Annotated in this window: 11 protein-coding genes; 4 read left to right on the forward strand and 7 right to left on the reverse strand. The window is 56.4% G+C overall.

Annotation, left to right across the window (positions count from 1 at the left end; all coding sequences use genetic code 11):
• Positions 1–6: 6 nt before the first annotated feature.
• The 7 genes from tssF to tssA form a co-directional block, all read right to left on the reverse strand.
• Entirely contained in the window at positions 7–1,791 is a 1,785-nt protein-coding gene (tssF, locus tag QZ862_RS07215; RefSeq protein ID WP_296098553.1) for a type VI secretion system baseplate subunit TssF, read from the reverse strand.
• On the reverse strand, positions 1,784–2,293 hold the full coding sequence (tssE, locus tag QZ862_RS07220) for a type VI secretion system baseplate subunit TssE (RefSeq protein WP_296098555.1): 510 nt from the start codon (positions 2,291–2,293) through the stop codon (positions 1,784–1,786). The genes tssF and tssE overlap by 8 nt, the downstream gene beginning before the upstream one ends.
• Positions 2,286–3,113 (reverse strand): type VI secretion system accessory protein TagJ, encoded by an 828-nt coding sequence (locus QZ862_RS07225; RefSeq protein WP_296098559.1) that lies wholly within the window; start codon positions 3,111–3,113, stop codon positions 2,286–2,288. Before QZ862_RS07225 ends, tssE begins: the two co-directional genes overlap by 8 nt.
• Entirely contained in the window at positions 3,110–4,504 is a 1,395-nt protein-coding gene (gene tssC / locus QZ862_RS07230) for a type VI secretion system contractile sheath large subunit (protein ID WP_296098561.1), read from the reverse strand. Before tssC (QZ862_RS07230) ends, QZ862_RS07225 begins: the two co-directional genes overlap by 4 nt.
• 55 nt (positions 4,505–4,559) lie before the next feature.
• Complete coding sequence (tssC, locus tag QZ862_RS07235; protein ID WP_296098564.1) at positions 4,560–6,041, reverse strand: type VI secretion system contractile sheath large subunit; 1,482 nt, start codon at positions 6,039–6,041, stop codon at positions 4,560–4,562.
• 91 nt (positions 6,042–6,132) lie between these two features.
• Positions 6,133–6,642, reverse strand: coding sequence for a type VI secretion system contractile sheath small subunit (gene tssB, locus QZ862_RS07240; protein WP_296014162.1), 510 nt, complete (start codon positions 6,640–6,642; stop codon positions 6,133–6,135).
• Between the two features lie 63 nt (positions 6,643–6,705).
• Positions 6,706–7,743 (reverse strand): type VI secretion system protein TssA, encoded by a 1,038-nt coding sequence (gene tssA / locus QZ862_RS07245; protein ID WP_296083878.1) that lies wholly within the window; start codon positions 7,741–7,743, stop codon positions 6,706–6,708.
• A gap of 255 nt (positions 7,744–7,998) precedes the next feature.
• Here tssA and tssH point away from each other — a divergent pair, with 255 nt between their 5' ends.
• The 4 genes from tssH to tssI form a co-directional block, all read left to right on the forward strand.
• Positions 7,999–10,662: a type VI secretion system ATPase TssH gene (gene tssH, locus QZ862_RS07250; RefSeq protein ID WP_296098568.1), complete on the forward strand. Its 2,664-nt coding sequence runs from the start codon at positions 7,999–8,001 to the stop codon at positions 10,660–10,662.
• A gap of 44 nt (positions 10,663–10,706) precedes the next feature.
• Positions 10,707–11,183: an Hcp family type VI secretion system effector gene (locus tag QZ862_RS07255; RefSeq protein WP_296014167.1), complete on the forward strand. Its 477-nt coding sequence runs from the start codon at positions 10,707–10,709 to the stop codon at positions 11,181–11,183.
• A 125-nt stretch (positions 11,184–11,308) separates the two neighbouring features.
• Positions 11,309–11,809: a hypothetical protein gene (locus QZ862_RS07260; RefSeq protein WP_296098570.1), complete on the forward strand. Its 501-nt coding sequence runs from the start codon at positions 11,309–11,311 to the stop codon at positions 11,807–11,809.
• Positions 11,810–11,978: 169 nt separating this feature from the next.
• Positions 11,979–13,004 (forward strand): type VI secretion system tip protein TssI/VgrG (tssI, locus tag QZ862_RS07265; protein WP_296098571.1); only part of this gene is annotated, 1,026 nt, incomplete at its 3' end.

A 13,004-nucleotide genomic window follows, 5' to 3' on the forward strand; every position in this document is an offset into this window, starting at 1 on the left:
ACACTCCTAAACCAGCGGGCGGTCTGCCGCGCGCGCGGGCCACAGGGCGATAGGTTCGGATTGGCCGCGCATGGTCACCGTCAACCGGGTAAAGCTGTTGATCGAGGTATAGAGCCCGAAGAAATGATTGAGCACGCCTGCAAAAACATATGCCGCTGGCCTGTCGATCAGCGCTGGATCGAACTCGAGCGCTACGTCCGTTCCGGGCACCACGGCAGCACCAAGCCTGGCGTGTGAATTGCGGGCCTCGACATTGGATATGGCGTCGACAAGCTGACGCGTCTCGGGTGAATCCCGGAACGCGTAGAGCGAGAGAATATCTTTAAGTGCCGCTCCGCCACTATCGAACAGGGAGAGGTGGTTCAAAAGGAGATGCGAGACTAGCCGCCATTCGCGGGCGCTGCGCTCGTTCATGCGAACGGCGGGTGTCGGTGGCATCAGCGCCTGTATCGACTGCACAGCCTCGTTGCCGGCGGAAAGTTGCAGGTGGGGATGCCCGCCACCGAAGGGCAACTGGCTTGGTAACTCTCGATTGATGCACAAAGTATCGATGCTGGCGACGATATCGATTGGTCCCAGCGGCCCGCGCTTTTCGTCTACAAAAGCTATGTCGGTATCAGAGGAGCCGTCATCCTCGTCAAAGCGACGATATGTTTGCCAGAAAACATTCGAACCATTGTTTTTTTGCGTACGACCGAAGAAAGGAGAGGTCTTTTCAATCGCCCCGTCGCGGGTTGTCAGTTGGACGTTTTCGACCGAATAGATTTCACGCGTTCGTTGGCGGCGGGCATCCGGCAAAAGCCGGTACTCCGTTCTTGTGCCATCCAGGCTCAAAGGCTCACAACTCTGTTGGAAGAGATTGATGACCGGTGAAGCGTTCAGCACGAAGTCCCTGGCTGAAACCAAGCGCTCTAGTCGGGTATCCGCCGCGTTCAGATAGATATATAACTCGCAGTCGCCACCGGCCCAGCGCTCGACACCGTGTATGTCGAGGAAGAGAAACTTCTGCGGTAAGGCAAAGAACTCGGTCAGAAGCCGATAGCCGTCAAAACTGTTGGCGGGATACGGCAGCATGGCCTGGTCGCGCGCAAAGCCGGAAGGCTTTAGGTAATTTGGCGGAAGAAAGACGGCTTGCGAATCTTCCGCGTGACGCGCCAGCGCCATTCCGACGCAATGGTTCGCGAGCAACTCATGAAGCGCCGTTGCCTGTTGCCAGGCCGAGGAAATGAAAAGTTGAAGCCTCTTGAGCCCCATTTCCTGCAAAGTCGATGGGCGCGGAGATGTGGTGCGCAGCGAAAGACGCAGGCAACTGGCCGCACCCGCCGAAGCAGAGGAGAATGGTGCGTCGATAGGCTGGCCGGAAAGGACCGCGCTCGAAATGGTCAGTGGCACGATCTCTACATTCTGCGTGGTGCGAAATCGGCAGCTCTCTCCATTGATCGGTTCTGCAAGAATTTCACTGTGGCGGACAAGCGTCTGTACCGCCGCGAGAGACGCGCTCGGTTCGAACTGGACGATGCTCATGGACGGGAGCGGTGCCAGATAATGAGGGTAAAGCGTTTCGAGCAGGCTGTCCGAGAGCTCGGGAAATTCATCGTCCAGCTTCTGTCTCACGCGAGCTGCTGAGTAGGCAAAGCTTTGGATCAATCGCTCCACATGGGGATCGTCGGCAACATCGCCCGTCATGCGCAGACGGCCCGCGATTTTGGGGAAGGCAGCGGCAAAGCGCGAGGCACGCTTTCTCAGCGCATAAAGTTCGTCATTATATTTCTCGAGAAAGCCATCAGCCATTGGCGGCCTCCACATGGAAGCGCTGTGTCGACGGGTCGATCTTGGATTCAAAGCTGATTGGCGGCATGCCCTCATGCAGGCGGAAGGTCGCCTGAATTCTCATTCTCAGTGCACGCTCACCCTCCATGCGGTTTTTGAGGATGGTGACCCGCACATCGGACAGTCTGGTTTCGAACATCGAGATACGGCGCTCTATGCTCTGAGCAAGTTTTTCCTTGGATGCATCCGTCACGAGGTTCGCAGACAAAACACCATCCATACCGTAGGAGACCAGTGCGTCATTGAGTTCCTTCAGGGAGCCCGGCGGACCGGCGGGATTTCGGCGGGTGTTCAAAAGCGCTTCGAGGTCACGACGTATCACCTCCCGCATTTCCCTGACCTGATCCGAAAGGCTGACCAGCGGATCTCTATCCACGTCCGGCGCATCGTCCAGCAGCCTGTCCAGTACTGAGCGGGACAGCGTTCTCTGCTTCGGCCGATATTGCTCCAGCGGATCAACCACGCGCGACCTTCCTTTCGTCTTTTGCAGGAGACGCGGTAATGCTCGTAATTTCGTGGAACGGCATCAGATCATCTCCGACCAAAAAGCATCGCTGCCCCTGACCCGTGACCAATGGGCTGCTGTCTTCGTCCCAGCGAGTCTCCCGCCCAAGCAGTAGAACTGCGGCCTTGTCCTCGCCATGATAGATGGCGGGAACGAGTATCGATGCGACTGCGCCATCCTTGAGTGTCAGTTCGGCGTCGCGATAGGCGAGATCGCGTGGACGGGTCATCGCTCCGATCGTCAGGCTTTCAATCCGGTCGAAACCGATCCAGAGATACCTGCCGCCATTGGTCAGAACTTCAAGTGCGTGCGGAATACGATCGTCTAGATCCCTGATATCGCTCACTTTTTTGCCGTTGACGAACATCGGAACGTCGCCACGTTTTTCATCCAAATCGCTTAGGGCGTCAGCACATTCGATGATGTTGCTCTCGCTCGCCGCGATGTTCGCCTTGATCGCCAGTTGATCCAGTTCGCTCGGACCGCTTGGAAATTCCGGCACTGCACCCTTCGTAAACCATGCATCACGCGCCGCCATGGCGCGCAATTGTTGGCGAAGGAGCGAAAATCCGACGCTGTCCTGGGGCGAGAACGTCGCAGCCAGACCGCACTGAGCATCTGCCTTTTCGTAATCGCGGGCGAGGATTAGCAGGTCGATATAGAGGTGTCGGGCTTCCTTGTCTGACGGTGAGGACTTCACCTGGTCCTTGGCAAGCGAAAGCGCGGTATCGATCTGGTTTTCGTCGAGGAGGCTGGAAATGTCGGCGCGCAAGTTCATGCGGAAATCCTTTTCGGCTCGGCCGATGTCCATTGCGTGGACGCGGACGGTGTCGCCGTTTCGGCGATCAGGTGGAAACTGGTGGACACGTCATCCAGCTGGAAGTGCGGCTGGATCCGCACGGTACAGGAGAAGCTGCCCGGTTTGCCAGGAATCTCGAACACAGTGATGCCCGCGGATCGCAGGGGATAGCGTGTTCGAAGAGAGGTTTCAGCATCGTCATTGCCGAGCGTGTAGGAGGACAACCAGGCTTCGAGTTTGCGCTGGATCACGGTTGCGTCGCTCAGTTGACCGATGTCGTCGCGCATGATGACCTTGAGGTAGTGCGAAAAGCGGGAGGCGCAGAGCACATATTGCAACATGGCGGCGATACGGGCGTTCTGGCGCGCACTTTCGCTGGCGTAATGTCCCGGGGCATGCAGCGATTGATTTGCATTGAAGATCGCCATGCTTGAAAGATAAGTGGTGGAAATCGGGACGAGACCCAGGTCGGAGAATTGTTGCTCCTGGCCAGTCGTCAACTGCACCTCGACCGGTGGCTGCGCGGAGAGGCCATTGCTCTCCAGCCCAAAGTCAAGCGGTGGGAGCTGATAGGCCGAGAGCATGCCTCCGTCGATGCCGTCTTGCGTCACCCCACGTATGTCGGCGAACCAGCCGCTGTCGATAAAGTTACGCACGACGATTGTGCCGAAGGCGAAAGCCGGATTGCCCCATAGAAGGGTCGTGCCGTCTTCGGCGATATGCTCCTGAAAAGGAAAAGGATCGTTCCGGCGTCTGGAAAAGGCCCTATAGGGTGAGCGCATCAAGATCCGGGGCGCGACCAAGCCGATGAACCGGCAATCGTCGCGGGCCCTGAGCGCGTTCCACCTCAGGCGAGACTTTTCCTGCCTTAACCACGAAAAATCGTGAACCCTGCTCATCTCGGAAAAATCCTGCAACCCCACGGCTTCCGGCGAGGCTGCGGCAATGAATGGGCAGAAGGCTGCGGCCGCGACCATGCCGATCTGCGAAAGCGCCGTAACACAGTCGGCCCCATCCTTGCTGTCGGGCGAGAATGCATAATCGCCGATCATGATGCCTATCGGCTCGCCACCCGGCATGCCAAATTCGCGATTGTAGACGATCTCGAAAAGTTGACTCTGATCAAAGTCAGTTGCTTTTTCGAGGTTGCGTGATAGTTCCCGCCAGCTGGCATTCAACAGCTTAACCTTGACCTCGTCGCTGCGCGACGCTTCTCGCACGATCATCGCAAGACCGCGCCACCTTGCTTCCATCGATTGGAAATCGGCGTGATGCAAAATGGCATTGACCTGATCGTTCAGCGCATCGTCAATAAAGGCGATGAGCTGATCGACCAGACTGCGGGCGTCCGTGAAGGACTTTGGCGCCATGAGAAACGCTCCGAGGAAAGGGCGGGACGGACGGCACGCACCCGCCTTCTAGGGTTCAGTTCTTGGATGGGATGCGAGCGACCATACGAAGCGAGGTGGTCAATTCTTCCATCTGCAACCACGGACGCATCCATGCGACTGCGTTATAGGCACCGGGCTTTCCCGGCACTTCCTGAACAGTGACCTTGGCTTCTCGCAACGGATATTTCGCCCGGCTTTCTTCGCCCGCTTGCTCATTGGCATTGACGTAATTGGAGATCCAGCGATTGAGCCAGACTTCACAGTCCGACGCTTCCATGAAGGAGCCGATCTTGTCGCGTCCCATGACCTTGAGGTAATGCGCGAAGCGGGACGTCGCCATAATATAGGGCAGACGAGCCGAAACAGCGGCATTGGCAGTTGCTTCCGGACGGTCGTACAGCTTCGGCTTATGTGCTGTCTGCGCGCCGAAGAATACCGCGTAATCCGTATTCTTGTAGTGGCAGAGTGGGAGAAAACCGAGTTTTCCGAGCTCGGCATCGCGGCGGTCGGTGATTCCCACCTCTGTTGGGCATTTTAGATCGAGATCGCCATCGTCGCTGGAGAAGACGTGCATGGGGAGATTTTCGACCTTGCCGCCATTTTCAGCGCCGCGGATAGCTGTACACCAGCCGTGCTTGGCAAAGGCGTCAGTAAGCTTGGTGCCCATCACGTAAGCGGCGTTCATCCAGCAATATTCATCGTGCTTCAGATCGCCATTCGCCGCTCCCCTGGTTTCGTCGTAATTGAATTCATCGACAGGATTGGTCTTGGGACCATAGGGCATCCGCGCGAGCACGCGTGGCAGAGCCAGCGTCACGAAGCGGGAATCATCGCTTTCGCGAAAACTGCGCCATTTTGCATACTCCACCGTGTCAAAAATCTTTTCCAGGTCCCGGGGGCGTGCGAGATCGCGATAGTCTTCGAAGCCGAACATGCGCGGGCTTGCGGCCGAGATGAAGGGTGCGAAGGCCGCTGCCGCAATCGCGGAAACACCCTGAAGTGTCTGGACGTCATCAAAGGAATTGTCGAATTCGTAGTCACCGATGATAGCGCCGACCGGCTCTCCGCCCGGGGTTCCGAACTCATCTTCATAGATCGACTTGAAGAGACGGGACTGGTCGAACTCGACTGCCTTTTCGAGATCGCGCGAGATTTCCCGTTTGCTCGCATTCATCACGCGGATCTTGAGATTGACGCTCGTTTCGGAATTCTTGACCAGATAGTTCAATCCGCGCCATGTGCCTTCAAGCTTGGCGAATTCCGCAGACTGCATGATGGCAGCCAATTGCTCCGAAATCGTCTTGTCCAACTCCGCAATGGCACTGTTCAGGGTTACTGTCAGGTTGCGGTCATATTTGACGGTACCCTTAAGGGCTTGGTCCGTCAGGGTGCGCAGCAGATTTTGCGCACGGTCAGGTTCAGTTTGCCTTGTGGCAGCAACCACCTTGGACAAGAGACCATGTTCTTCGGCAGTCGTGACCTGTGTATCGCCTTTCAGCAGGCTTTCGGCGCTCATGTTTCAATCCTTCCTATTGCGGCCAGTTCTGCCGCTAGAACCGTTCAAAGCCCCGGCTGTGGGGCTGTTCGAAAGTTTCGACAGGGCGCGATTACTGAGGAGCGCCGTTCTTTTCCTTCAATTCGGAAACCAGCTTGGCCAAATCGGTCTTATTCTGAAGGATGTCTTCCAGCATGCGCTCAAGATCTTCGGAGCGGTCCGCCTTGGACAGGAGATCGCGAAGTTCGTTTCTCGCATCCAGCAGTGCCTTCAGCGCCGGCACCTGCTGAACGATAGAACCTGGCTCGAAATCTTCCATGCTCTCGAACTTCAGGTTCACCTGAATGTCGCTTCCATCCTTCTCCAGCGTGTTAGGCACCGCGATGTTGAGGCCTGGCGTCATGCGGCGCATGACCTCGTCGAAATTATCCCGATCCACCTGGACAAACTTACGCTCGCCGAACGGTTTCAGCGGTTGTGTGGGGTTGCCGGAAAAGTCGCCAAGAACCCCAACAACGAAAGGCAGCTCCTTAACAACCATCGCGCCTTCGGTTTCGACCTCATACTTGATGTGGACGCGCGGTTTGCGAACCCGTTCGAGCTTTTCATGAACACTTGCCATCTAGACCTCCTTCATGCGTATCCGCATGGTTGATTGCGAAAAGCGCAGCATCTGCGCTCCGGCTTACTGGTTTGCGTTATTGTCACCACTGGGTTTGATCCCAGCTGCGGTGAGAACAGCATTGCGGGCCTGGGCCTCGGGGAGAAGCTCTGCAAGCAGTTCTGAGAAATCCATGCGCCCCCTGCGAACCAATGTTTCGATTGCCAACGAAATAGGTGAGTGCGGTTCAGTTCGACGGAAATAACGCGCAACCAAAAGAAGAGTTTCAAACGCCTCGTCTCGGGATTGAATACCCTCTGGGTTGAGAGAAGTGGATTGGCGTGTTGTGGCTGGTGTGGACGTATGATCGTCGACCGGGGCAGGGGAGGCATCGCGGATGTGAGGCTGATCTAAGTCGCGGCCACCAAGAGAGCGAATTGCGGTTGAGGCTTCGATCAGCACGTTACGTATATTCGAGCTGGGAGGTGCATATTGACCGCAACGCTCGGTCAAAAGCGCCATCACTCGGTCGAAGGCCGAAAGACAAGCATTCACCTCTGCCAGATGAGAGGACATGGCGGCACTTCCGGCTTCCGTCGCTGCGCGATAGAGGTCTTCCTTAAGTGCCGTTTCATTCGGGCGCTGCGCTAACTGAAAGTCCCAGAGGCTGCTTTCGCCAAACTTTTTCCCGGGAATGAGAGATGTGAGGCGTAGAGGTTGGACAAGCGATCCTTCGCTGCCGACGCCGTTCAACCCAGCGAATGGCGCGAATTTGTCCTCTTCGCTCTCGTCGTCAATCGAATAAATCTTTTCCCAATGGTTGAGAAAAATCTCCTCGCACATTTCGTAAACCTGATGAAGGCCAGCGAAACCCTCAAGCCTCAACTTTGCTTCCGCCAGCCACGCTAGAATTTCAACGTCACGACTTTCGGAATATATAATATGCAATCCAAGATTGTTGACGTTCTCCCAGTTACTCGAAACTTTCAGAACTTCCTGCGGCGAAGCCGTCCGCTCTTCTGTCCGTGCTTGGTTTCGTTCGTCCTTAATCTTGTAATATATTTCACGAGTTCTAGCATTGTCGCGAATGTTTTCTCCGCAATCTCCTGAAAATTCTACAATAGCTTTATCGGTTTTCGCGTCCAAATGCAGTTTTTCCTCTAGTAAATGTAATAGTTTTGTGACGCCTTCTTCCGTAACGTAAGGATATACAACTGTCAGACTTAAGACAGACTTCCTGAAAATGTGTCTAAATTGCGGCATGTGCCTTTTCGGTTACTAAATAAAAAAATCAACTTGTGGCTAGACAACTCAGGTTCATCATCTTAATTGTACTACGCAACGTTGTGAATTGATTAAGGCCGGGAGGCTCTTCGCATGTCGCATATCGATCTCAATCGCCTCATCGGAGCGCTTGAGCCTGGGCTGCGGGTCGCCTTGGAGGCCGCCGCATCCATTGCGGTACGGATGGGCCATCGTTACGTTGACCTTCCACACTGGCTGAAGTCGGTTGTAGAATCTGAGAATTTTGTTGCTGACCTGAACGAGTTGGGCATTCCGCTGCAGCGTTTGCGTTCGGAGATCGACAGGAGCTTGGAAGACGCGATTGTTGGCAATGGCGAGGATTTATCCCTGTCGCAAAACGTGCTTTCTGCGGGCCGCCAGGCCTGGCTGCTTGCCTCTCTCGAGGCAGGCCGTAAGCATGTTGTGCTTGCTGATCTTCTTCTCTCGCTCGACGAAGAGGAATCTCTTCGATCTCTCGTTCGATCCACTTTTCCATCGTTGAAAAGCATGGACCGAAACGCTCTTCAGCGACTGCGGAGCGCCGGAAGTGGCAGTGAGGCAGGCGGGGAAGAACTGCCCAACGACGGGACGGTTCGATCGGCAGAGCCTAACGATTTCTTACGTCTTTACACCCAGGATATGACGGTCGACGCACGAGCCGGTCGCATTGATCCGGTTATAGGCCGGGATGACGAACTCCGGCAGATTGTCGATATTCTTACCCGACGCAGGCAGAACAATCCTATTCTTGTCGGCGAGGCGGGTGTTGGAAAGACGGCTGTGGCGGAGGCGCTGGCACTCGAAATCGTTTCGGGAAATGTGCCGGAGAAACTCAAGAACGTTCGGCTACTGACGCTCGATCTTTCCCTGCTTCAGGCTGGTGCCGGTGTTAAAGGCGAATTCGAGCGTCGTCTGCATGGCGTTATCGACGCGGTTAAAAGGTCGGTAGAGCCGATCATTCTGTTCATTGATGAGGCCCATGGCTTGATTGGCGCTGGCGGCGCGGCCGGACAAGGAGATGCCGCCAATATTCTCAAGCCCGCTCTTGCGCGCGGCGAAGTGAGAACGATCGCGGCGACCACATGGAGCGAATACAAGAAATATTTTGAGAAGGACGCCGCTTTGACCCGGCGCTTCCAGCCCGTCCATGTTCGTGAGCCGGACGAAGCGACAGCCATCCGGATGCTGAGAGGTGTGGCCGATACATTCGTCAAGCATCATAACGTGATCATTCGCGATGACGCGATTGTCGCGGCCGTGCAGCTTTCGGCCCGCTATCTGCCGGCACGGCAGCTTCCCGACAAGGCGGTCAGCCTGCTGGATACGGCGGCCGCCGCTGTTTCGCTTGCCCGGCAAACATTACCGCAGAAGCTTGGCGCGTTGACAAGCGAACAGCGCCTTCTGGCCACGGAACTTGAATGGTTGAAGCGTGAACCGGCCAGTGACGATGTGGCTGCGCGTCAGGCAGCGATAGAGGGCGAAATCTCGTCTCTGGGAACAGAGATACACGATTTGCAGGCGCGCTATGATCTGGAGATGCGCGAATTGCTGGCGTCCGAAGAGGCCGTCGATCAACCGATCCAGTCAAATGTCGCGCCCCTGCGGATCGCCTCTTCAAAGCTTGATGCCGAAAAGCTTATTCCCACCGTGGTGGACAGGGAGGTTATCGCCTCCGTCGTATCACGCTGGACCGGCATTCCGCTTGGTAAACTGCTCGCGGACCAGATTGAGAGCGCTCGGACACTCGACGAGCGGATGAAGCAACGGGTTATTGGTCAGGACGCTGCAATCGAACGGATATCCGATGCCATGCGCGCTGCTCGCGCAGGCCTTTCCGACCCACGTCGCCCGCCTGCGGTTTTCTTTTTGGTGGGCATGTCCGGTACGGGCAAGACCGAGACGGCGCTATCGCTGGCCGACCTTCTCTATGGCGGCAGCAACCATCTCACCACCATCAACATGTCGGAATTCAAGGAGGAGCACAAAGTCTCGCTGCTGCTCGGCTCTCCTCCCGGTTATGTAGGGTATGGCGAGGGAGGTGTGCTGACGGAGGCCGTTAGGCGGCGCCCCTTCGGCGTGCTTCTGCTCGACGAAATCGACAAGGCGCATCCGGGCGTCCAGGATATATTCTATCAGGTGTTCGACAAGGGTGTTCTGCGCGATGGTGAAGGTCGCGACATCGACTTCAAGAACACCACGATCGTTCTTACCGCCAACACGGGCTCGGATCTGCTCTCAGCACTGGCGGCTGACCCTGACACGATGCCGGAAGGCGAGGCGCTTGAAGCCCTGTTGATGCCGGAACTGACGAAGCAGTTCAAACCGGCCTTCCTTGGCCGCACGATCATTCTCCCATTCATGCCGCTTGGCACTGAACAGCTTTCCAGGATTGTCGATATTCAGATCGAAAAAATCGGCGATCGCGTGAAGGCTACCTACGGAGCGGAGCTTTCGCTTTCCGATGAGGCGCGGGCAGCACTGGTCAACAAGGCGGGCTCCAGCGACATCGGGGCACGCGCAATCGAAATCATGATGGGCAAGGATCTTCTGCCACCTCTCTCAAGCTTCTTCCTTGAGAGGGTTGTCGCCGGCGAAACCGTTGACAAGGTCACTGTCGATTTTGATGGCACGCGGTTCGGCGTTCGCGCCGAAGCGGCTGGGGAAAAAGGCGATTTCGCTCCGGCAGATACCGGGGTGGATGAAGTTGTCGCATCCAAAGGGGCAACCCGGCGTGTGCGGCGTCAGGTCGAAAGGTAACGGGGCCTCGGAGCAAGAGGTCGTTTAAAACAGGAGCTTACAGCATGCCAATTTATCTGCAGTTGGACGGTATTCAGGGTGATGCGACTCATCAGGAACATCGCAAGTGGATGGACATCGAAGCAATCCACTGGAATGTGACGCGAAACATGAACACCGCTGCTGGTTCTGCAGCAAATCGTGAGGCATCCGAGCCAACTATATCGGAAGTCATTCTCACGAAAGTCAGCGACTCCTCCTCCACAAAGCTTTTCCAGGAAGCGTGCTCTGGCCGACAGGGCAAAACTGCGACCATTCACCTGGTCACCACCGGCGATCCCGGCAATACCTATATCCAGTATCTTCTAACCAACACGCTGATCGCCAGCTATTCGGTCGACTCCAGTGGCGACCGTCCCGTCGAGACGATCAAGCTGAACTTCACCAAGATCGAAGTGAAGTACACTCCTGCAGATGAAAACAACACGCCTCAGTCTCCAATGATCGCCTCTTACGATCTGGCGACGACCAAGGCCGCCTGATGATGTTGATCCGGTGCCCCCACGGGCACCGGATTACCTATCCCGGGCTTTGCGGACCGATGGTGCTCAAGTGCTCACGGGGCCGCGTATGCTGGTTGTATCGTCCATCATGGAAGGCGTCTTGAATGCCCAATTTTTCCGTTTCTACTGATAATTTTACTGTTCGCCCGGTGCGACAGGACGAAGTCGTGGCCCCTCAAAAAATGGGTAGGGGACCAGATCTTTCCTATATGACTCTTCCGGATGGCCCCAGACAGTTCAACCAGCGGGCCGCAGTTGGCGGCGCTGCGGCTGCGGTTTTCAGCCAGGCTGCGGCCGCTCTGAACGAACACTCCGTTTCCGTCTGGTTGCGGAAGTGGCTACAGGCCCATGAAGCGAAGATTGGCCAGGCGTTGCTGCAGTATGGGCACAGCGCTTTTGCCCTGCAGGTAAACTACGCTGTCGCCAACTCTTTCGGCAATCAAATGTTCTTGTCGCGAGACATATACCTGCTCGGTACCGCGCCGAGCGCAAAAGAGATTGGCACCATTCTGACACCTGACGTGATGTTCGGGCCGAAGGCCGATGCCGTTCCCAACTACGCGACCAAATTCAAATACGCCTATCTGGTTGGAGAGCGTCGGTGACGAACGCCCAAACCGACGTCGTGTCACTTGATCGAGTTCGTTTCCTCGGGCGGATAGCCAGGTGCGAATATTCGAAGCAGGGTCTAGCCGCTTTGCTTCGCAAAAAGCAGTAGTGAAAGCCATAATCCATGCGTGTCGCTTCTCATTTGATAGATTGCGGAGATAGACCATGACCGACCAACCCTCATCGTCTGATTTCATTCAGGCGAGCCGTGTTCTGAAGGTCAAGTCGCCGCTGGGAGAAGACCAGCTTCTTCCCGAACGCATGGTGATCGAAGAGGGCGTGTCGCATCTCTTCGAGATTCAACTCAGCGTCCGTGCCAAGAAGGAAGTGGTCAAGCCCGAGGAACTGATCGGTCGTCTGGTGGATGTCTCAGTGGAGGTAAGCCAAGGCGATGGCGAAGCGGGCAGCGGCGTGCGTCGCCCCTTCAACGGTCTGGTGACGGAGTTACATGAAGGCCCGCCCATCACTCGCGGCCTTCGCTCCTATGCCATGACCATTCGCCCGCAAATGTGGCTTTTGTCCCGCCGCTCCGACTGCCGCATCTGGATGGACAAGACGGTGGTTGAGATTGCCGAGACGTTGTTTTCTGAACATGGCATTCCAGCACCCGACACATCCGGCATCATCACGCCACCGCCACCGCAGCATTACAGCGTTCAATGGAACGAAACGGACCTCGATTACCTCCTGCGCCGCTTCGAGGAAGATGGGCTCTTCTACTGGTTCAGCCATGAAGACGGCTCCCACAAGCTGCATATTGCCGACAGCGGCAATGGCTGGCTTGGGCCTTCATCCTCCGCTCAAGGCGAAGGCAGGGTAAGGCTGGCGCAGGGCTCTTCGGACCGCAACCACATCAATGACTGGGCGCGACGCTTCTCCTATGTTCCGGGCCAGCGGGCAGGGGCGGACTGGAACTTCGAGACACCTTCGATGGTGCCGGGCACCATGACGCCATCATTGGTGCAGATGCCGGACGCGACAAAGCGCGAGCTTTACGAATATCCCTCCCGCATCAAGACGGTGGCAGAAGCCGAACGCGCCCAGAAGCTTCGAACCCAAGCCATCGAAGCCGACCACGACCGCGTCTTCGGCGCATCCACCTCCCGCATCCTCGAAGCCGGACGGCGCTTTACGCCTTACGAGGTAGCCCATCCCGAGCATGACTATGAAGAGCATGTGATCATCAAGGCG

Source organism: uncultured Agrobacterium sp., assembly GCA_913777615.1.
Classification (GTDB): domain Bacteria; phylum Pseudomonadota; class Alphaproteobacteria; order Rhizobiales; family Rhizobiaceae; genus Agrobacterium.